Genomic DNA, 21,754 nt, shown 5'->3' on the forward strand with positions numbered 1-21,754 from the left:
GTGATTAGCTCTGCCGAAGATCTCTGGCACCAAATTTTGGAGCGGTTGCAACTGTTGCTCAGTCGCCCGACGTTTGAAACTTGGATTAAGACAGCAACGGTGCAGTCCTTTGATGGCCAGACCCTTACGATTTGCACCCCCAATCCCTTTGCCCGCAATTGGCTGCAAAAGTACTATTTGAAAACCATTGCCGATGTGGCACGGGAAATTGTCGGTGAGGCGGTGGAGATTGAGCTGGCGATCGCCCAAGGGGCAGAGCATGACACCAGCATTCGCCCCACCAGTCGTGCTGAAGTAGAGGCTACCACCCCGCCCGCTCGTCATCGCGGCAGTGAACTGAATCCCAAGTATGTCTTTTCCCGCTATGTCGTTGGCCCCAATAATCGCATGGCCCATGCGGCCTGCTTGGCAGTGGCGGAATCACCGGGGCGGGAGTTTAACCCCCTCTTTCTCTGTGGCGGTGTTGGCTTGGGCAAGACCCATCTCATGCAGGCGATCGGTCACTATCGCTTGGAAATTGATCCCAATGCCAAGATTTTCTATGTCTCGACCGAGCAGTTTACGAATGATTTGATTGCCGCCATCCGCAAAGACAGTATGCAGAGCTTTCGCGAGCACTATCGGGCGGTGGATGTCATGCTCGTGGATGATATTCAATTTATTGAGGGCAAGGAATACACCCAAGAGGAGTTTTTTCACACCTTCAATACACTGCACGAGGCCGGTAAGCAGGTGGTTTTGGCCAGCGATCGCCCCCCCAGTCAAATTCCCCGCCTGCAAGAGCGCCTGTGCTCCCGCTTTTCCATGGGTCTGATTGCCGATATTCAACCCCCCGATCTCGAAACGCGCATGGCCATTCTCCAGAAAAAAGCGGAGTACGAGAATATCCGTCTGCCGCGGGAGGTGATTGAGTACATTGCCGCCAGCTACACCTCCAACATCCGCGAACTAGAGGGGGCACTGATTCGAGCCGTGGCCTACATTTCCATCTCTGGGTTGCCAATGACCGTGGAAAATATTGCCCCCGTGCTCAGCCCCACCACGCGCAAAATTGAAACCTCCCCAGAGGTGATTCTCAAGGTGGTGTCGGAAGCCTTAAACATCCCCATCAGTGATCTCAAGGGTAACTCCCGCCGCCGCGAAATTAGTATGGCGCGCCAAATTGGCATGTACCTGATGCGCCAATATACTGGCCTCAGCTTGCCGAAGATTGGTGAAGAATTTGGCGGCAAAGATCACACCACCGTCATGTATAGTTGCGACAAGGTGGCCGAACTGCAACGTACCGATCCAGAAATGGGCAGCCTGCTGCGACAACTCAGCGATCGCATTAACTTGGCCAGCCGTCCCACAGAGCCATAGTGCCCAGAGCCTTCCTATGCCAAGATAAAAACAGTCTTAAAAGGGGTATGAATGCACATCCTCATTCCCGCCGCCGGCATGGGTAAACGCATGGGGGCAGGCCACAATAAACTGCGCTTGCAACTCTTGGGTAAACCCCTGTTGGCATGGACATTGGCAGCGGTGGCTGCTGCGGAAGCGATTGAATGGATTGGCGTTATTGGCCAGCCAGAGGATTTTCCCACTTGGGAAGCACTCCTTGGGGACTTGAACCTACGGCAGCCCGTCCAGCTCATCGAAGGGGGTGAGACCCGTCAAGCCTCTGTTTTTAATGGGTTACAGGCACTTCCCGAAAGGGCTGAGCAGGTCCTGATCCACGATGGTGCCCGCTGCCTTGCCACCCCCGATCTGATCAACCGCTGTGCCCAAGCCCTAGAGACCTACGCGGGACTGATTGCAGCCGTGCCGGTCAAAGATACGATTAAAATTGTCAATCGTGAAGGGGTTGTCGTCCAAACCCCAGAGCGGGACTCCCTGTGGGCGGCTCAAACTCCCCAAGGCTTTCGCGTCGAACCCTTGCGTATTGCCCATGAAATGGCGGTGGCCAGAGGCTGGGAAGTCACAGATGATGCTGCCCTTTTTGAACGCCTTGGTTATGCCGTGCACATTGTTCTAGGCGAAGAAACCAATCTCAAGATCACCACTCCCAGCGATCTCCCCCTTGCAGAACGAATCTTGCAGCATCGCCAAGAGCAAGGCCAAAGGGACACGATGCCCTAGGCCAAGGTTTCGGGACAGTAGCCCAAGCCTTGAATGAACTGCTTGCGAAACGCTTCAATGTCGTCGTAGTTGGGGTAGCCATGGGAGACAATCGCCACTTGATAACGGCGCATCACCTCCACCATTGACTGTCCGGTTTCCAGTGCCCACAGTGCCATTTTCAGCGAAATCCCCGGTGTGTAGGGGAATCCCAATTCGTTCAAGAAGGCGCGGAAATTCCCTGCTTGTTCGTCGGAGAGGGGCGAATGCATTTTAATGCGAATCACCCACCCATCCACTTGATGAATGACTGTAACAAACTGTATTGGTAGCTTGGCGTATTCATGCAAGAATTGCACAACCCGCAGGGTAAGGCTGGCATTGCTGAGGTGATAGATGAAATCCATGGTGTTGACCTCTTACCCTTGATACTTTTATTGTCGGTGGCACCTAGAGCGATCGCCTAGGGGAATTGTCCGCGATTTGCTGGGGAAAACTCCCCTATCCTCAAGATTGAGATAATCGCTGCTGCGGCGTGCCACTGAGCAGATCATGGGCTGCCTGCAAAATCCTTGGAATCTTCTGCCGATGGGGACTCTTTTGCAAACAGGGGTCTAAATCCAAGTGCTTGACCTGTGCTGCATTCGCCCCCGGAAACCAGTGGCCACCGTTGCCAAGCAAGTTATAGCGCATACGGGCGTACTCAAGCAAATCGTAGGCCTGCACTAGGTTCCACAGCCAGAGAATGGTGGGGATATTCACCTCACCGGGGGTGTGGCGATAGTCGGGCAGTCCCTGATGCCAAGTGTGGTGCCAGTCTTCCCCCAAACGCTCAATGGCGGCTTGCTCCAGCCGTGCCAAGATCGGCGGCAAAATTTCAGCGGCCTGATCCAACAGATCGAGCACCTTGAGATGCTCATCAAAATCACTGGGGCGAGCAGCACCGACACTCAGGGTATGCACTTGGGGATGGGAGAGGCAAAACAGATCGTTAAAGACCATTGGGCTTAAGGGGGCACACAGTTCCACTAGGCGTTGGGGTGGTTTGTAGAGCATCCCCCCCTTATCCGCAGGGCTAATGATAAAGACGCCCATATCACGGGCTTGGGCATCGAGAATCGCCGGCCAATTCTGCTGATTGATGTAGTACCAGTGCAGGTTGACATAGTCAAAGGCATCACTGGCGATCGCCCGGCGAATCACCTCCAGACTGCCGTGGGTAGAAAAGCCAATGAAGCGAATCTTTCCTGCCGCTTGCCAGTCCCGTGCCACCTCTAGGCATCCCCCCGGTCGCAGCACCTGTTCCAGATGCTCTGGCAAATTAAGGCCATGAATCGCCAGCAAATCGATGTAGTCCAGCCGCAGATTACGCAGCGAGGTTTCCAAGGTTGCCCGAAATTCCTTGGCGGTGGGTCGCGGCCCCACTTTGGTTTGCACGATCAGCTTTTCGCGAGGCAGCCGCGGCAGAATTTTGCCCAACTGCACTTCTGAGGTGCCATAGCCACGGGCGGTTTCAATATGATTAATGCCTAGCTCGACGGCTCGGCAAATCGTCGCCTCTAAATTGCGTTGATTTTCTTCTGGAATCGTACTCGGGCTGACATCCTGCCATGAAAACTGATAGCGCATGCCGCCACAGGAAAAGACAGGCATTGGTAATTGGGTACGACCAAAGCGACGGTAGCGCATGTTGAACTCAATGAACGTTTCTTCATCATTGTCGCGGAATTCCCGATCCTTCGCTAACGGGGGCATGAGGGGCTGAGGCAGCGGCACTGAAGAGAGTATCCACAACATCCCTTGGTTTGGGCTAGGCTGGAAAAAAATGACAGCAATTATTTTGTATGTTCCAAGGGAAAAGCAATTCTCTCCTGCCTCTACTCCTTTCCTTGCTGGCCACCCTCGGCCTTTTGGGCATTGGTGCAGGGCTGGTGCTTCGCCTCATCAATAACGGCGAAATCATTGGCAATGGTGGTCTCAATCTCGGAACCAAGGGTCAATCCACGTTTACCCAAGTCAAGAATGTCCCCAGTGGTCTTTTTAATTATGGCGGTAGCACCACTTGGGCACCCATTCGCCGCGATGTGGATCCGCTGCTGCAAGCGGCTTGGCCCAATTTTCAACTGCGCTATGTGGATCCGCCCACAGGAACGCCGGGGTCGGGCAGTGGGATCCGCATGTTACTGAATCATCAATTGTCTTTCTCCCAATCTTCCCGTTCCCTCAAGGACGAAGAGCTAGCCAAGGCAGCGGCTCAGGGTATTAAATTAACTGCCATTCCTGTTGCTATTGATGGGCTGGCGATCGCTGTCAATCCGAGGCTAGAAATTCCCGGACTGACGGTGCAACAAGTGGTGGATATTTACACCGGCAAAGTAACCAATTGGCAGCAGGTGGGCGGCCCCAACCAAAAGATTACCCCCTTCTCTCGCCGTCCGGAAGATGGTGGTACCGTTGAATACTTTATTCAGGAAGTGCTAGGGAAGCAGCCTTTTGGTCGCAATGTGGTCATGGTTCGCGATACCACCGATGGCCTACGGCGCGTCGCCGCGACACTGGGGGGTATTTATTATGCCTCTGCCCCAGAGGTCGTGGGTCAGTGCAGCATCCACCCGCTTCCCCTCGGCCGCCAAGCCAATGAGTACGTGCCTCCCTATCAAGACCCCTATGTTCCCCCTGAGCAGTGTCCCCAACAGCGCAACCAACTGAATCAGCGTGCATTTCAAGAGGGGACGTATCCCATCACCCGCCGCCTATTTGTCATTATCAAGGAGGACAATAGCCTCGATGCCCAAGCAGGACGTGCCTACGCTGCACTCTTGCTCACGGATCAAGGGCAAGCCGCCATTGAAAAGGCAGGATTTGTGCGCCTGCGCTAGCGATCGCCCCTTGAACAGGGCTTTGGCCAAAATCAACATTCTGGCACCGTCACCCCAGATAATAGATCTGGCCACCTGCTTCTTAATCTGGATCCATGACCTACAAGCGACTCAGTGACAGCGAACGCCAGCGTGTCTTTCAACAGTACACCGCCGGACAAACCATCAAAGCTCTGGCTGCAGAATTTGGTGTGAGTGAAAACACCATTCGGCGTGTGATCAAACAAATGGAAGAAGAAGCGGCTGCCCCTGAAGCTCCCCTATTGGCCATGGCTACAACGGATGACATGCCAGAGGAAGAGGATCTAGAAGATGTAGAGACGGCAGAGGCCGTTGTCCTCGATGAGGATGACTACAGTGATGCAGAGGATGACGATCTCGAAGATGACGATGACGAGGAACTTGAGGGGGACATTCCCTTACCGGATCTCGCCGATGTAGAAGTGGTGCAGTCGGTGGAGGTCATTCCCCTTGCCGAAGCAGTGCTGCCCCGTCCTTGTTATGTTGTTGTGGATCGGCGGGCGGAACTGCTCACCCGTCCCCTAGAAGCCTTTCGCGGTTTAGGTGCCCTCTCCAGTGAAGAAGCGCAACAAAGTACCCTACCCATTTTCGATAGCCGCCCCGTGGCTCTACGCTATTCCCAGCAAAATCAACGCCTCTATAAGGCCAGTGATGTCCAGTGGCGCAAGACCGTTGTTAAGGTACCTGACGGCGAAATGCTGCGGAAAGTGCGCAGCTATCTTCAGTCCAAAGGGATTACCCGCTTGCTTTACCATGGGCGGGTGTATGCCCTGGATTGAGGTAAGCTAGGGGGGATACAGCCCTTTTCTAAAACGTGGGGTTCCTCAAGGAGTAGTGATCAACCATAGCTTTGGCTCTTTCCAGAGTCTTCCATACCTTGTGAAAAGGGCTGTTATCACGAGTGGGGGTGTCTCCCTTTCAGTGTTGGTAGATTAGGTAAAACCGATATGAAAGCAATGATCTTGGCGGCTGGAAAAGGCACGCGGGTACGTCCGATTACATACACCATTCCGAAGCCAATGATCCCAATTTTGCAAAAACCGGTGATGGAGTTTTTGGTAGAACTTTTGCGGCAGCATGGGTTTACTGAAATTATGGTCAACGTTAGTCACCTAGCCCACGAAATTGAAAGCTATTTTCAGGATGGCCAACGCTTTGGTGTGGAGATTGCCTACTCCTTTGAGGGCTATATCAAGGATGGCGAACTCGTGGGCAAAGCCCTAGGCTCTGCGGGGGGGATCAAGCGAATTCAAGATTTTCACCCCTTTTTTGATGACACCTTTGTGGTGCTGTGTGGGGATGCCCTCATTGACTTGGATTTGACGGCAGCAGTGGCTTGGCATCGCCAAAAGGGGGCGATCGCTACCGTGATTATGAAAACAGTCCCCAAAGAGGATGTCTCTAGCTATGGCGTCGTCGTCACCGATAAGAGCGATCGCATTATCGCTTTTCAAGAAAAACCTAGCGTTGAAGAAGCCCTGAGCAACAATATCAACACGGGAATTTATATTTTTGAGCCAGAAATTCTCGACTACATTCCCTCCAACCAGGAATACGACATTGGCAGCCAGCTGTTCCCTAAATTGGTGGAAATGGGTGCCCCCTTCTATGGCCTAGCAATGGACTTTGAATGGATTGATATTGGTAAAGTCCCCGATTACTGGCAAGCGGTGCGCGGCGTTCTTGAGGGCACAATTAAAAATGTCTCGATTCCCGGCCATGAGCAGTTCCCCGGCATTTATACCGGGCTGAATGTGGCGGTCAACTGGGATAAAGTCACAATTCAAGGCCCTGTATACATTGGCGGCATGACCAAGATTGAAGATGGGGCAACGATTATTGGGCCGACGATGATTGGCCCCAATTGCCACATTTGCAGTGGTGCTGTCGTCGATAACTGTGTGATTTTTGAGTATTCCCGCCTTGGTTCGGATGTGCGTCTTGTGGATAAGCTGGTCTTTGGCCGCTACTGTGTTGACAAAACAGGGACAACGATTGATCTCAAGGCCGCTGCCCTCGATTGGCTAATTACCGATTCACGGCAAACGGATATTCAGCCGAGTCCCCTCGAGTTGAAGGAGATTGTGTCCTAGACCCCGCTATACACCCATGACATTTGCGAATCAGTTGCAAAGCGGTTTTACCCTTTTTCTGAGCCTACTGGTGGAGGCAGTGCCGTTTCTGCTGCTGGGCATTTTGCTCTCTAGCGTGCTGCTGCTATTTGTAGATGAGCAGGCGCTCATTCGTCGCTTGCCGCGATCGCCCCTGCTGGGAGCCTTGGTCGGCAGTTGCATTGGCTTTCTTTTTCCAGTGTGTGAGTGTGGCAATGTGCCGGTGGCGCGGCGATTATTGGTGCAAGGACTGCCTACATCCGTGGCCATTGGTTTTTTGTTGGCAGCACCGACAATCAACCCGATTGTGATTTGGGCAACGTGGACGGCCTTTCGTGATCAACCGGAAATTGTCGTCTTTCGTGTCCTCTTCTCACTGGCGATCGCCACCATTATTGGCTGGGTTTTTAGTTTCCAAAAGGATCTAACCCCCTTTTTGCAGCCCACCGTCACCAGTCTCATGCGTCGTCCCCAGCCTCAAGCAGCCACTATACCGGCCTTGCTCCAGTCAGGCACCTACCTGTTGGGAACCCCCGGCCAACCCCTTGCCATGGAAACTCTCACGCTTGCGCCACCGACTGCAACGATGCCTTGGCAGCAGCGTCTGCCCCAAGTCCTGGAGAATGTGGTGCAGGAATTTCGCGAATTGGGGGGAATTTTAGTCCTCGGTAGCCTAGTGGCGACTCTTATTCAGGTGGCGGCTCCCCGCGAACTCATTCTCAGCCTTGGCCAAGGGCCGGTGATCTCGATTGTGGCAATGATGATCTTGGGCACAGTGATTTCCATTTGCTCGACGGTTGATGCCTTTTTTGCCCTTGCCTTTGCTGCCACGTTTACGCCGGGGTCAATTCTCGCTTTTCTTGTCCTCGGACCGATGGTGGATCTCAAGGGACTGGGATTACTGCTGACGATTTTTCGCCCCCGTGCTCTAATTTACCTCTTTCTGTTGGTGGCACAATTGACGTTTTCCCTTTGTTTGTTTTTGAATTTGCAGTGGAGTTAGCCGTGGTTGTTAAGCCAGAGTGGTTACGGGTCAAAGCACCCCAGTGGCAGCGGGTCGGTTCCGTCAAGGAACTGTTGCGGGACTTAAACCTCAATACCGTTTGCGAAGAGGCCTCTTGCCCCAATATTGGTGAATGTTTCCATGAGGGAACGGCGACATTTTTAATGATGGGGCCAGCTTGCACCCGCGCTTGTCCTTACTGCGATATTGATTTTGCGAAAAAGCCACTGCCCTTGGATGCCACTGAACCCCAGCGACTGGCGGAAGCAGTGGTGCGGATGCACCTAAACCATGTCGTGATTACCTCAGTGAACCGCGATGATTTACCGGATGGTGGTGCCTCTCAGTTTGTGGCCACGATTCAGGCTGTGCGGGCGCGATCGCCCCAAACAACCATTGAAGTGCTCATTCCCGATCTCTGTGGCAATTGGCAGGCCTTAGATCAAATTCTCGCCGCCAGTCCCGAAGTGCTGAACCACAACACCGAAACCGTGCCCCGTCTCTATCGGCGGGTGCGTCCCCAAGGCAACTATCAGCGCAGTCTGGAACTGCTGCAACGGGTGCGCGATCGCGCCCCTTGGATCTACTCAAAGTCAGGCATGATGGTGGGTTTGGGAGAAACCCCTGAGGAAGTGGCGGCAGTGATGGCGGATCTGCGTCAAGTGGGCTGCGACATTCTCACGATTGGCCAGTATCTGCAGCCGAGTCCGAAACACTTACCCGTGCAGGCTTTTATTCCACCAGAGCAATTTGAAGCATGGCGGCAGCTTGGCGAATCCATGGGCTTTTTGCAGGTGGTCTCCTCTCCCCTCACCCGTAGTTCCTACCACGCCGAGCAGGTGCGTGCCCTGATGCAACAGTATCCCCGCCAGCGTCCTGCAACAAACCTCCTCGGATAAATTTATTGCAATTTAATCGCAACTAAGCTAGGCTAAGCAATAGGAAAAATCTGCATTAAAAAACCCCCTTGGGTGGGGGCGTTTTATGGACAACCGTGATCTTGCATTAAGGTTCGTTAACCTAAATTGCGAAAGACTACGCCTTCAGGCTGTCATTGGCCAGAAAGTGAGCGATGTGGTAGGCACGCTCCTCCGTTTTCAGCAGGATTTGATCGTACAGATAAGCTGTGGCGCGATCGCCCAAACTCTCTGCTTGGGTAGCCTGTTGCCGCAGAATCCCAATAATCGCCTGCTCCGCTTGCAAATCATTAGTGAGCATTTGGCGGCAATTAAAAGCCCCCTCCGGTTCAGGGGTAAAGCAGCAGAGAGCGGCCAACTGTTGAAAACCGGCGGCGGGAACACCCCCCAGACCATTCAGACGTTCACCCAAGTCATGGACGTGACCTTGCACCTGTTCATAGCAGTCTTGGAAAAACTGATGCAGTGGATAAAATTCTGCCCCCTCAACCACAAAATGATGCTTTTGGTACTGCAAATACAGGGCTTGAAAACTGGCCAAGAGGCGATTCATCCCCTCACAGATGGGCGTGGTGGTGGCTTTCTCCAGCAGTACAACGGTATCTTTCATCTCGCCAAACGCTTGGCGCGGCAATGCACTGGTCGTCATAGCACGATGCTCCTTTGCGGACACTAGTGAGCTAACTAACTTAGCTCTGACAGCCCGATCCTAAACTACCTTTCTGTACATTTTCAATAGTGGAGTGCTTATTGAATGTCTATAAACCCCCACCTTATTGCAGTTCAGTGGCAATTACGCTGGCCGATCTACCAACGGTTGATTGATCTAGAGGTGCCCTGTGACTATGCTCCCTATCAACCCCTGAGGGTCGAGGTCAACTCCCCCTTAGCTGCCTTACAGGTGTGGTCAGTGGTACGCCAAGTCTCTGCCCCTCGCGAGACTTTGATAGACTGGCTCGAACACTGTTGGCAGTGCTCTTTGACCACCTTGAGTGAGTATCACAATCCTGCTGAGTCCTAGGGGAATGTACAACCCGCAGGTGGTGCAGCACTGAATATGGCAGGCGTGATATTGGTAACTGTTCCAGTTATGTTGATGGCCACATTACCATTGTTCAGGCTGAGATTAAGAGAATCAACAATACGGAGGCTGCTACTACCACTACGTAGTAACTCGAAACCTGCACCACTTGTTTGGACATTACTAAATACGTTTGCACACAGGGTTGCACTATTAACAGCCCGCAGCTGTAAACTTTTCGTGGTAGAATTCCCTTGAGTGAGGGTGTTATTGTTGACTGTGGCATTGAGGCGAGAAGTATTCTGAGCACGCAGTCGCACTGCTTCACCACCAGCTGTTGCTTGGATACTGTTATTGCTAACCTCAAGTTGCAAGCTAGCATTGTTAGTGGTATCGATTTCTATCCCGCGATCGCTGACACCAGAAAGCTGATTGCCAACAATTCTGACCCGTGCCGGTGTTGGATTGGCAGCATTCGTGGTGAACTCAATGTCAATGCCGTCATTACCATTGCCAATATTTTGGATTACATTATTTTCAATGTTTAGTACCACTTGCCCTGCACTGTTGGACTCCAGCGTGATGGCATCATCATTGAGGATGTTGCGTATCTCATTGTTGCGAATTGTGATGTTTGCGCTAGGAGGTGCAATTGGAGCCGCACTGCTGACAATATCAAACGTCATCCCCGCATCAGAAATATTGTTAACCACGTTATTTTCTAGAACGGCTGTGAGGTTGGCACCATCGCCAATATTGAAGTCAATGCCATCACTGCCGTCGGTACCTGTACCAATGTTGCGAATCTGATTGTTCCGAACGATCACTGTTGCACTCGCGGGAGCCGCACAGTTCGCAAACTGATTGTCACTGAAACGGTCAGCCACAGCAAAGCTATCGCCACGGCAGAGGTTAAATTCAATTCCATCCACACGATTACCTGGCGTCAAGTTGTTTTCAGTCACGTTATCTTCGATGGTAATGTTGGCGTTGCCACGATTGTTGCGAATGAAGATGCTAGCTTCGAGGTTAGTATCTGTTGCTGTTTGGCCAACATTACGGACAGTGTTGCCACGAATAGTTACATTTCCAAGGGCATTGTCTAGGCCAATTCCCTCACCAACACCGCCATCAATAGTGTTATTTTCAATCGTTGCGTTGGTGCTTTCAGTAATACTGATGCCACGGCGGTTAAAGGCAGGGGCAGTTGTGCTCGTAATTGTAACGGTATTATTGCGAACCACAGGGGATTGTACATTTTGCAAGATAATACCTGCGGCATTTGTAACGGTGATAGTATTGTTGTTAACCGTAGGCGTCAATACAGAGTTATTTTGACCACGTAAGCGAATTGCTTCGCCTGTATTGGTTAAGATGTTGTTGCTGATTTCAATTGCTAAGCGAGCATTATTAGTGGTGTCCACTTCAATCCCGCGATCGCTAATGTTATTCAGTTGATTCCCCACAATTCTGACTTGTGCAGGGGTTGGACTTGCAGCCGTTGTTGTGAACTCAATGTCAATGCCATCGTTACCACCACCGATGTTTTGCATGACATTATTTTCAATGTTTAGTACCACCTGTCCCGCACTATTCGACTCTAGGGTGATGGCATCATCATTGAGGATGTTGCGTATCTCATTGTTGCGAATTGTGATGTTTGCGCTAGGAGGTGCAATTGGAGCCGCACTGCTGACAATATCAAACGTCATCCCCGCATCAGAAATATTGTTAACCACGTTATTTTCTAGAACGGCTGTGAGGTTGGCACCATCGCCAATATTGAAGTCAATGCCATCACTGCCGTCGGTGCCTGTACCAATGTTGCGAATCTGATTGTTCCGAACGATCACTGTTGCACTTGCAGGGGCAGCACAATTGGCAAACTGGTTATCACTGAAGCGGTCGGGCGGGGCAAAGCTATCGCCACGGCAGAGGTTAAATTCAATTCCATCCACACGATTCCCTGCTGTCAGGTTGTTTTCAGTCACGTTATCTTCGATGGTAATGTTGGCGTTGCCACGATTGTTGCGAATGAAGATGCTAGCTTCGAGGTTAGTATCTGTTGCTGTTTGGCCAACATTACGGACAGTGTTGCCACGAATAGTTACATTTCCAAGGGCATTATCTAGGCCAATGCCCTCACCAACACCGCCATCAATAGTGTTATTTTCAATCGTTGCGTTGGTGCTTTCAGTAATACTGATGCCACGGCGGTTAAAGGCAGGGGCAGTTGTGCTCGTAATTGTAACGGTATTATTGCGAACCACAGGGGATTCAGCATTGACTAAAATGATGCCACTGCCATTGGTACTCGTAATTTGGTTATTGGTAATTTGTACACCAGTACTATTCGTTATACTGATGCCGTTGGCATTGATGGTTGTAATTTGATTGTTGAGAATACGCGGTGGATTGACGTTATTACCAATAATTGCAGGTTGGCCGGAAGGCGGTGTAATATTGAACCCCTCAATTGTATTATTCTTAGCTAAAATAATAGTGGCAGCGATAATCGGCTTTTGGCTACTGGGTGTCAGAGCAGGAATCGTAATGGTTCCTACTGTACTTGGTAGTTGCCGATTGACAGTTGTCGAGAGGAGTTGGACGCCATCTCGGAGATTAATTGTGCCCTGACCTGCGGTATTGCCATCGGTGTCAGCAACGCCAACTAAGACAATATCGTTTTGAGCAAGGGGTAAATCATTAATACGAGCCGCGCTGCCAGCGCCAGTATCAACTGTGAAAACGCGATAAGGCTGACCTGTAGCAGGGTTAATTGCCGCAATTTGATCCTCAACAAGTTCGTTATCAACGGTAATAAAGCTGAGACGCTCTGGAGATTCACCTAGACGGGCTGCTACATTTTGACCCTGTTCTGGAGCACGGCGGCGACTACCTGCGACACCGGGAAAAGAAACCCCAATTCCAAACCAAGCTTTCGTGCCAAAGCGATCATCATTTTGCACTGTTGCACTGAGGCTGAGGTACTCAATAGGGCGGGTAGCTAAACGGGCACGGACGCCAACAAAATCAGCAATACTCTCACCGCTGTAGTAGTATAAACCTGCGTAACCCCGCAGATAGTCTTTACCTAATGGAACCAATCGGGTTCCTACTTCAAAGTCAAAACCCGTCAGCGCTTCTTGGAAAAGGCGATCGCGATCAAGAAGAATCTGGTTGTTTTGAATGGTGCCGATTGAACCCACTGCTTGATTGAGAAGGACTTGCCGAGTCCCTAGGGGGATATAGCCGTTTATACGGACATCAACATCTCCCAAGAGTTCCAGACCAAGCCCAAGCTGGTTAAAACCTGCATCTCCCGTGTTGCGAAAATCGTAGGATAGGTAGCCACCAAGGGCAAATTTCTGATTGCCTGTCAGGGCACGGTAGCCAAGGGTCAAATTGTACCCCAAGGCTGTATTGGGCGTGGCCATGAGGAGTTTGCCTTCAAAGAAGCCGACGCTAGCACCCTGCTGTTGAAAGAACGGAATAAATGTTTCTGCACTGAGGTAGTGATCAAAACCAGCGCCTTCACTATTGAAGCGAATCGTTCCACGGGGCTGGATTCGAGGCCCTAACATTTCCTCTGCTGATGACTGGCCAACGGCTGCATTGTTCAATCCCAAAATGACGCCCAAGCCAACTAGGCAGCTTCCTAGAAGCTTCCCCCAAGAACGCATATACACTCCTCAACACACAATTCGGCAGTCACACCTCACCTGCGACTGCTTTTTGTTCCTCGACTCAAGATATTGGCTTGTATTTAAGTGGCGATAAAGATTTGTTTAGCTGAACGTTAAGGAATTAAACGCAACAATCGGCCATTTTGGGGATCATCAGTGAGAACGTACAGGTAACCATCGGGGCCTTGGCGCACATCCCGTACCCGCTGACCTATCGGAATGCGCCCTTGGCTTGCAACAGCATTGTTGGTATTGACTCGAATTTTGCGCACATCTTGGGAGACGAGACCGCCGGCAAAAAGGGCACCTTGCCACTGGGGAGCGCGATCGCCCCGATAAACTGCTAGCCCTGAAGGCGCAATGGCCGGTGTCCACACCACCAAAGGATCCACCATCCCCGGCCGGCGCCGCTCTGGGGTAATTTCTGCCCCCCAATACTCACGGCTATAGGTGACCACTGGCCAACCATAGTTGGCACCACGCTCAATGCGATTGAGTTCATCACCACCAAGGGAGCCGTGCTCCGTTGACCACACCGTTTCTGTGACTGGATCAACCACCAGTCCTTGGATATTGCGGTGGCCGTAGCTCCAGAGTTCGGGGGTGGCCGTGGCATCGCCCACAAAAGGATTGTCCTCCGGCACAGTGCCATCGTCCCGCAGGCGAATAATTTTGCCCAAATGACTGCGGCGGTTTTGGGCTTGCTCGCGAATTAATTTGCCTTCCAGTTCAATTGGGGGATTGCCGCCATCGCCAATGGCCATGAGCAATGTGCCGTCGGGGAGCCAAGCCAAACGGGAGCCAAAATGCTGTGCCCCAGTTTTCGCTTGCGAGACTTCAAAGAGAACTGTCACCTCTTCAAGGCGATCGCCCACCAGACGCCCCCGTGCTAGGCGAGTACGATTCGCGGATGCTGTGCCATGGGCATAGGTAAGATAAACCCAATTGTTTTCAGCAAAGCGGGGATGAAGGGCGACATCCAATAAGCCCCCTTGGCCTTGGCCAAAGACCGGCGGCACGCCACGAATAGGTGAACCCAAACGCCCTTGGTGAAATCGCCGCAACCGTCCGGGGCGCTCAGTAATCAACGCACTGCCATCCGGCAGCCAAGTTACTGCCCAAGGATGCTCTAACTCTTCAACAACGGTTTCAATGCGTACCGCCAGTGTTGGTGGTGGCTGCGATTCTAACAGGGGTTCAGCGGTTGATAAGGGTAACGGGGTATCCGACTGCGCAATGGGACTACAGCCTAGGAATACCCCGATCGCCCCCATGAGGGGGAGTAATTTGACAAATCGATAACTAGGCAATGGGTGTCACATCTTCAGAACGCTCTGCACCTTCAGACTCTGGCAAGACCACCGGCAGTTCCAAAGAGGCAGCATCAGAAGCAGGGGTCGGGGCATCCGTTTGCTGCCGCCGTTGCCAGAGGGTCACCCCCACTGCCGCTGCTGTAATTGCACCTGCACCCAGTCCAAGGGCGATCGGCAGCTTGCTGCTATCGAAGAATGAGGAATTACTCAGACTTTGATGACTTAACCCTTTGGCATAGGCACAGGCTTGGGCAGAACTGGGTTGCGGCATTGCCACCAAAGTGGCAGACAGACCAACAGTCAGGGCAATGAGGGGACGCAACATAAACGACTCCTTAACGAATGTATTCTTTGAGGACACTGTTGCGGTTGGGATGGCGCAGTTTCCGCAGGGCCTTGGCCTCAATTTGGCGAATGCGCTCACGGGTGACATTAAAGAGTTGACCAATTTCCTCCAACGTTTTCATGCGACCATCGTCCAAGCCATACCGCAGTTTTAACACATCTCGCTCGCGGGGGCTAAGGGTGCACAATACCGTTTCTAAATCTTCGCGCAGCAGGTGCTTGGACACTTGATCTTCAGGGGTTTCACCGTCGGATTCAATGAAGTCCCCCAGACGGGAATCCTCTTCTTTACCGATAGGGGTTTCTAGGGAGATGGGCAGTTGTGCCGATTTGGCAATGAAGCGCAGTTTTTCAATGGTCATTTCCATGCGATCGGCAATTTCTTCCTCAGTGGGTTTGCGCCCCATTTCCTGTGAGAGGAGTTTAGTGGTTTTCTTAATCCGCGAAATGGTTTCGTACAGGTGCACAGGCAGACGAATGGTGCGGGATTGATCGGCAATGGCACGGGTAATGGCTTGGCGAATCCACCAGGTGGCGTAGGTGGAAAATTTATAGCCCTTTTCGTGGTCAAATTTCTCAGCAGCGCGGATGAGCCCTAGGCTGCCCTCTTGAATCAAGTCCTGAAAGGATAGCCCCCGGTTCATGTATTTTTTGGCGATCGACACCACCAGTCGCAGGTTCGACTGCACCATTTTTTCCTTGGCTTTGCGACCCACAAATAAGCGATGGCGAAAGGCTTGCACGGTCATACCCAGCTCTGTAGCCCAAGGCTCAGGATTGCGCTCTAGCTCTTCAGGGGTACAGCCGAGTTGTTGACACAGGCGATCGCGCACTCGCTCCATTTCTAAGAGATCGGCAATTTTGCGCGCCAATTCAATTTCTTCGTCGGCACGTAATAGACGAATGCGGCCAATTTCTTGCAAATAGAGGCGTATCGAGTCCTCGGTGTAGTGTTTCTTCTTGACCTGTGTCCGCCGTCGGCTGGCACGACCTTTTGTGGGCTTGCCGTCAAGATCGTCGCTGACCTCCTCAAAGTCTTCGCTCTCCTCCTCTTCTTCGGCCTCTACAGCATCAAGGCCATAATCACTGAGTAGAGCCACCTCATCCTCAAGGGGGGCTGTTGCGGGGTCGTAAACGTCAAGTACATTCGCTTGGGTCATGCCGTTGTCCTCGTAAAATCTCCCTAAATGTGTATTGTCAGTGTGTTGTCGGCAACCGTTGCCTTTGGTGACGCTAGAATCGTCAGCCACATTTCAATCATGGAATGCAGCCAAGGAAAGCGGTTGGACGGGGGCATAGGCTCTAGATTCCACATCCTCAGGATCTCTGCCGCTGGATCATCTTGAAAAATTTCCTGTGTGACCCACGGGGTCAGGGAGCAGGCAGTAGCGAGCGGTTGAGACTGTGCAGGAATCTTTTGACTAATTTTAACTAAAACCTCATTGATTGTAGCCTTTCTAACAGAAATCGCCCACAGCAAAGGGATAAATTTTTCGGGAATTCAGGGCTAGCGATCGCTCGCGTCAACAACCGCTAACAAATTCTAATTTGCTGTTCTCAGATAAAATTTCTATCCCTGCTGAGGGAAATTTCTTGCTTCTAGCCTAGCTAATTTATCACCGTTCCGCCGTACCCGTTACGTTTGATCACGAACGATCACGAAACGCCCGAATCGTGGCTTGCAGTGCCTGAGTGCTCCTGACATCACTGCTGTAATAAAATCGCAGGGGAATTACCTGCCCATTCTGTAACTCCAAGGCTAAACGAGCTGATACTCTGCCCTTCTGACCACGGGAGAGCTGTACGACGACATCCTTGAGGTCATGCCAAGGGAAGGTTTTCTTTTCTGTCCTGAGAAGACTGCTATATTGCAGCGATACCACGCCTGCACTTTTATCAAAAACCAGCACCAGCACCTTGGCTCCGATAAAGATTAGGGGTAAGCCTAGGCCCCAGCCAACAGCTAAGATCAAAAATCCCCACCAGTGGTTGTCTTCCACTAATGTTAAAGGGGGATGTTGCGGCTGCTGCAAAAAGCGACGGATGCGTTCGGCAACGGCTTCCCGATTCTGGCGATCGCGGGTAAATTCACCAAAGGCAATAGAACCCGCGGTGGTTTGTAGGTGCACCTGATAGACACGGTAGCGTCGTCCGCGACTAGAGCGCCACTGCTCGATAATGCCCACCCCTTGGAGCCGATTCAGGGGAATTTGGGTGATCTGTACCCCCGTTGCCCCAGAGCGCACCCAGCGACAGCGACTATCAATAACGCGAACCTCATGGCGGCACACCAGCTCATAGCGGGCTGCAAACCAAATCGGTACAGCAGCACCAACACAGAATATCAGACCTGCCAGCCACACCCCCCAAGGGCGACTGCGCAAAATCAGCCGCTGCTGAGACTTCTCGATAATTTCCATGCCCCTATTCTAGGGGGTCGGATTATTGGCATGGGCCTCTTGGAAGATCACCTGACGCCGCAGCACTTCTTCAATCGTCACATCAGGTTCAGGCACCCCCTTGAAGGCAGTCCCCACCTCTAGGCGAATAAACTGAATGCCTGCCAAGCGATAGCCTTCGGGCGTAAGGGGAACATACCCGACCTTGGGAACGACCGTCGGTGCCTGCTGGATGTAATACTCGACAAACTGTCGCAGCAGGGGCTTATCTTGGGCATATTTGGCATTGACATAGAGGAAGAGGGGGCGCGAGAGGGGCTGGTATGTACTGTTTTGCACCGTTTCCACTGAAGGCGGAATTGCCCCTCGGCCATCATTGACGGGCACAGCTCGTAGCCGATTCTGGTTGGCCATGTAGTAAGCATAGGGAAGGTAACCAAGGGCATTCACATCCCCGGCAATACCCGCTACAATTTCGTTATCGTCTTCGCTGGCTTTGTAGTCGGTGCGAGAGCCGCGCTGATTGCCAAGAATCGCCTCGTTGAAATAATCAAAGGTGCCTGAATCTTGACCCGGTCCCCAGAGCACAATGGGTGCATTGGGAAAGTCGGGACGTAATTGGTTCCAGCGAGTGAGCTTTTTCTCCGCCGCTTTTTCCCAGAGTTTTTTCAGCTCAGCCACAGAAATTTCCTTGAGCCAAGTATTTTGGGGATGGACGGCGATCGTCAGCGCGTCAAAGGCAATGGGCAATTCAATAAAGGGGACACCATTGGCAATGCACTCATTCATTTCGGTAATGAGGATCGGGCGAGAGGCGTCACTAATATCCGTTTTGCCGCTACAAAAGGCTCGAAAGCCAGCAGATGTCCCTGAAAAAGCAACGGCAATATCGGCCTCTTGACCATTGGGCGTGGTCTTAAACTCTTCGGCGATCGCCCTAGAAATCGGATAAACCGTACTCGATCCATCCACCCGAATCACCTTCAGCATCGGATCATTAGATGCCGCCTCCATTGTGCAGCCCACAAGGATGATGGCCAAAAGGGGTAAAACGCTGCGCCTCAATTGCTGAAACTGCATCACTCAAGCCTCACTCTAAAAATGACGGATATTGCATCAATTAGAAAATTGGTGAATTCAACTATTTCCCCACTAAAACAAAATCACTAAAAACGATGAATAACTTGCCAAAACTATTTATAAATAAAACTTCAAAGATGAGTTATTAATATAAATCCTTCTAAAGTTAGTAACTTGAATTCAAGGAATTGAGACTTAAAAAGTCTTATCTTAAGGCATTTCGTTAGCCCTTCTCCCTAGAGAAAGTATTGTTGAGAACACCCTAGCGATAATCTTAGGCTGCCTTTGGTCTCAGGAACCTAGAGATTAAGAAAATTTTTATAAATTGCTTCCTTGAAAGTATTCCTCACTACACTTGGCAATAAATCAAGCTTAGACTATCCTACCCAAGCTTTGGTTCGGAGCGACAGGCGCTGCACAATAATAAAAAAACTTAATTAACAGATGGGGTCGTTCTTAACCTAACCTTTACATCGTTCCCGTAATATCACCCTAGCTTGTTTTTGAGTCGCGATAGATTTGTCGTTGCTATCGAGCAAGCTGTCATGCAGCCCTTGTTCTGAAAACTATGGAGTACATGAACGGGGATGAGATCCTTGTGCCTGCTGTCAGTGCACAGTAGTTCTAACCACTTTGAGCAGTCTCAATCCTCACGAGAGGGGCTGTAAACACTGATGCATCAATGCATTTGTTCATTGTTCTTACTTGCGATCGCGCTTATGATCTTCAAACTCAGAAAATCTCGAATTCTCATGATCCTCTCCGCTATTATTACCGCTGGCATCGTTGTTGCTTGCGGTCCTCAAGGAGGGGGTGGCCCAAATCAAGCGGGCGAGCCGATAAATATTAATGGTGCCGGCGCCAGTTTTCCTGCCCCCCTTTACCAAAACTGGTTCAAAACCTACGCCCAGCAGGTTGATCCCAACGTCCAAATCAGTTATCAATCCGTTGGCAGTGGTGCTGGTTTGGAGCAGTATATTAACGGCACAGTGGATTTTGCTGGTTCCGATGCACCGATAGCCGGCGATCGCCTAAAATCCTTCCAAGAAAAATATAAGGCAGATCCAATTCAAGTGCCCATGGCGGGGGGTGCCGTTGTCTTTGCCTACAACCTGCCTGGTGTGGATGAACTGAAATTACCGCGGGCGGTCTATTGCGACATCGTCATGGGCAAAATTACCCGCTGGAATGATCCCAAGCTGGTTGCTGCAAATGAGGGTAAAACGCTTCCCGATAAACCAATTACCTTTGCCCACCGCTCTGACGGCAGTGGCACCACATTTATTTTCACAAACCACATCAACACCGTGTGTCCTGGCTGGCCGGCAGGGGTTGGCACCTCCGTCAATTGGCCTGTGGGCGTTGGTGGCCAAGGCAATGAAGGCGTGGCTGCCCAAATTCAGCAAAACGAAGGCACCATCGGCTACGTCGAGTATGCCTATGCCAAACTCAACAACTTGCCCCGCGCCCTACTGGAAAACAAGGCAGGTAACTTCGTCTATCCTTCCCCGGAAGCTGCCTCCAAAGCCTTTGAGGGTGCTGACGTTCCCGAAGATTTTGCATTGCTAGTGCCGGATCCCGAAAATCCCGAAGCCTTTCCCATCGCTGGCTTGACATGGATCTTGGTGTACCCTGAGTACCAAGATGGCAGAAAATGGCAAGCCCTTAAAAATGTGCTGCTTTGGGCACTGGGCAATGAGGGCAAAAGCATTGCCGAACAACTGGACTATGTTCCCATGCCTGACGACATCGTCGCGCGAGTCAAGGCAACCCTCGATAAGGTGAAAGTCACAGGCTAAATCATGCAACCGCAGGGGGAGTGTTTCCCCCTCGCAATCCCCTAGGATGAAAAAGAGCCAGTTATGGCAATTGAGGCAACTGATCAATATTACCCGTGAAACCCTATGGCTGTTACCAGCACCCCCCCTGAATCACCGGATTTGGCTGCGATTGAGGCACGGAAAAACCTCCGCTACTACCTCGATCAATCCTTCTACTATCTGACAATGGTCTTTGCCTTGGCGGTGGCTGTTGCCCTGCTCTGGATTGTGATTCAAATTGGCCTTGCGGCTATACCTGCAATTACACGATTTGGTCCGCGCTTTCTGGCTAGCACCACATGGGATCCGGTGCAAAATATCTACGGTATCCTACCCCAAATCTACGGTACCCTTGTCAGTGCCCTCATTGCCCTACTGGTGGCAGTTCCCCTAGGACTGGGTATTGCCGTCTTTCTCAGTGAGGACTTTCTACCTACGTACATTCGTACCCCAATTGCCTTTGCGATTGAGCTATTAGCTGCCATTCCTAGTGTGGTCATTGGCCTGTGGGGCATCTTTGTGCTGATCCCCTTTTTGCGGCCATTTTACAATTTCCTGCACGAGTACCTCGGCTGGATTCCTCTCTTTGGTACCAGTCCTCGCGGTAACAGCATCCTCACCTTAGGTCTAGTGCTGGCGTTCATGATTTTGCCCCTGATCACCTCCATTTCACGGGAAACGCTGGTTTCTTTGCCTCCTTACTTACGCCAAGGAGCAATGGCTCTAGGCGCCACCCGTTGGGAGACGATTTTGCGGGTGCTCATTCCCGCTGGATTTTCGGGGATTGTGGGTTCGATTATGTTGGCTCTCGGTCGGGCGATGGGGGAAACGATGGCCGCAGCCATGCTGGTTGGGAACGCTAACCGTATCAACATCTCTATCCTTGAGCCTGGCTCGACGATCGCGTCATTGATTGCCTCCCAGTTTGGGGAAGCAGGGCGAGAGCAAGTGGCTGCACTGCTGTATGCCGGTTTAGTGCTCATGATCCTGACACTGCTGGTCAATATCTTGGCAGAAATCATTATTAAGAAGTTTCAAAACGTTGAGCGATAGGTTGCA

The 21,754-nt window shown here is 51.5% G+C and carries 19 protein-coding genes; 10 read left to right on the plus strand and 9 right to left on the minus strand.

All coding sequences use genetic code 11. From position 1 onward, the window contains the following. Complete coding sequence (gene dnaA, locus RHJ80_RS00005; protein WP_310801195.1) at positions 1–1,362, plus strand: chromosomal replication initiator protein DnaA; 1,362 nt, start codon at positions 1–3, stop codon at positions 1,360–1,362. 51 nt (positions 1,363–1,413) lie between these two features. Beyond that, positions 1,414–2,121 (plus strand): 2-C-methyl-D-erythritol 4-phosphate cytidylyltransferase, encoded by a 708-nt coding sequence (gene ispD, locus RHJ80_RS00010; protein ID WP_310743164.1) that lies wholly within the window; start codon positions 1,414–1,416, stop codon positions 2,119–2,121. On the opposite strand, the gene RHJ80_RS00015 is transcribed toward ispD, so the two are convergent. Further along, complete coding sequence (locus tag RHJ80_RS00015; protein WP_310801196.1) at positions 2,118–2,507, minus strand: hypothetical protein; 390 nt, start codon at positions 2,505–2,507, stop codon at positions 2,118–2,120. The two genes, ispD and RHJ80_RS00015, sit on opposite strands and share 4 nt — an antisense overlap. Positions 2,508–2,607: 100 nt before the next feature. Further along, positions 2,608–3,789: an aldo/keto reductase gene (locus RHJ80_RS00020; RefSeq protein ID WP_315863384.1), complete on the minus strand. Its 1,182-nt coding sequence runs from the start codon at positions 3,787–3,789 to the stop codon at positions 2,608–2,610. Between the two features lie 155 nt (positions 3,790–3,944). Between RHJ80_RS00020 and RHJ80_RS00025 the strand changes: the two genes are divergently transcribed. The 5 genes from RHJ80_RS00025 to lipA all read left to right on the plus strand — a co-directional run bounded on the left by RHJ80_RS00025 (position 3,945) and on the right by lipA (position 9,013). Then, complete coding sequence (locus RHJ80_RS00025; protein WP_310801198.1) at positions 3,945–4,979, plus strand: PstS family phosphate ABC transporter substrate-binding protein; 1,035 nt, start codon at positions 3,945–3,947, stop codon at positions 4,977–4,979. A 95-nt stretch (positions 4,980–5,074) separates the two neighbouring features. Further along, a complete protein-coding gene (locus RHJ80_RS00030) occupies positions 5,075–5,779 on the plus strand; it encodes a helix-turn-helix domain-containing protein (protein WP_149817002.1) in 705 nt (234 codons plus the stop codon). A gap of 168 nt (positions 5,780–5,947) precedes the next feature. After that, positions 5,948–7,093 (plus strand): sugar phosphate nucleotidyltransferase, encoded by a 1,146-nt coding sequence (locus RHJ80_RS00035; protein ID WP_206200534.1) that lies wholly within the window; start codon positions 5,948–5,950, stop codon positions 7,091–7,093. A 16-nt stretch (positions 7,094–7,109) separates the two neighbouring features. Then, on the plus strand, positions 7,110–8,114 hold the full coding sequence (locus RHJ80_RS00040; RefSeq protein ID WP_206200535.1) for a permease: 1,005 nt from the start codon (positions 7,110–7,112) through the stop codon (positions 8,112–8,114). 2 nt (positions 8,115–8,116) lie between these two features. Beyond that, a complete protein-coding gene (gene lipA, locus RHJ80_RS00045; protein ID WP_310801199.1) occupies positions 8,117–9,013 on the plus strand; it encodes a lipoyl synthase in 897 nt (298 codons plus the stop codon). Positions 9,014–9,149: 136 nt separating this feature from the next. Here lipA and RHJ80_RS00050 read toward each other — a convergent pair whose 3' ends face one another. Continuing rightward, positions 9,150–9,680 (minus strand): Dps family protein, encoded by a 531-nt coding sequence (locus RHJ80_RS00050; protein WP_310801200.1) that lies wholly within the window; start codon positions 9,678–9,680, stop codon positions 9,150–9,152. A 105-nt stretch (positions 9,681–9,785) separates the two neighbouring features. On the opposite strand from RHJ80_RS00050, the gene RHJ80_RS00055 reads away from it, so the two are divergent. Further along, a complete protein-coding gene (locus RHJ80_RS00055) occupies positions 9,786–10,052 on the plus strand; it encodes an Asr1405/Asl0597 family protein (protein WP_310801201.1) in 267 nt (88 codons plus the stop codon). Here RHJ80_RS00055 and RHJ80_RS00060 read toward each other — a convergent pair. The 6 genes from RHJ80_RS00060 to RHJ80_RS00085 form a co-directional block, all read right to left on the minus strand. Beyond that, positions 10,049–13,693: a right-handed parallel beta-helix repeat-containing protein gene (locus RHJ80_RS00060; RefSeq protein ID WP_310801202.1), complete on the minus strand. Its 3,645-nt coding sequence runs from the start codon at positions 13,691–13,693 to the stop codon at positions 10,049–10,051. The genes RHJ80_RS00055 and RHJ80_RS00060 overlap by 4 nt on opposite strands. Before the next feature lie 158 nt (positions 13,694–13,851). Further along, positions 13,852–15,012: a PQQ-dependent sugar dehydrogenase gene (locus RHJ80_RS00065; RefSeq protein ID WP_399384617.1), complete on the minus strand. Its 1,161-nt coding sequence runs from the start codon at positions 15,010–15,012 to the stop codon at positions 13,852–13,854. A gap of 28 nt (positions 15,013–15,040) precedes the next feature. Beyond that, positions 15,041–15,376 (minus strand): hypothetical protein, encoded by a 336-nt coding sequence (locus RHJ80_RS00070; protein ID WP_206200539.1) that lies wholly within the window; start codon positions 15,374–15,376, stop codon positions 15,041–15,043. Positions 15,377–15,386: 10 nt separating this feature from the next. Then, positions 15,387–16,556, minus strand: coding sequence for an RNA polymerase sigma factor RpoD (rpoD, locus tag RHJ80_RS00075; protein WP_310801204.1), 1,170 nt, complete (start codon positions 16,554–16,556; stop codon positions 15,387–15,389). A 486-nt stretch (positions 16,557–17,042) separates the two neighbouring features. Further along, on the minus strand, positions 17,043–17,816 hold the full coding sequence (locus RHJ80_RS00080; protein WP_310801205.1) for a hypothetical protein: 774 nt from the start codon (positions 17,814–17,816) through the stop codon (positions 17,043–17,045). 9 nt (positions 17,817–17,825) lie between these two features. Beyond that, positions 17,826–18,878, minus strand: coding sequence for a PstS family phosphate ABC transporter substrate-binding protein (locus RHJ80_RS00085; protein WP_399384330.1), 1,053 nt, complete (start codon positions 18,876–18,878; stop codon positions 17,826–17,828). Positions 18,879–19,627: 749 nt separating this feature from the next. On the opposite strand from RHJ80_RS00085, the gene pstS reads away from it, so the two are divergent. Both pstS and pstC read left to right on the plus strand, forming a co-directional pair. After that, positions 19,628–20,674 (plus strand): phosphate ABC transporter substrate-binding protein PstS, encoded by a 1,047-nt coding sequence (gene pstS / locus RHJ80_RS00090; RefSeq protein ID WP_310801207.1) that lies wholly within the window; start codon positions 19,628–19,630, stop codon positions 20,672–20,674. Between the two features lie 105 nt (positions 20,675–20,779). Beyond that, positions 20,780–21,748: a phosphate ABC transporter permease subunit PstC gene (gene pstC / locus RHJ80_RS00095; RefSeq protein ID WP_310801208.1), complete on the plus strand. Its 969-nt coding sequence runs from the start codon at positions 20,780–20,782 to the stop codon at positions 21,746–21,748. Positions 21,749–21,754: the final 6 nt, after the last annotated feature.

Source organism: Thermosynechococcus sp. QS41, from assembly GCF_031583515.1.
GTDB lineage: Bacteria > Cyanobacteriota > Cyanobacteriia > Thermosynechococcales > Thermosynechococcaceae > Thermosynechococcus.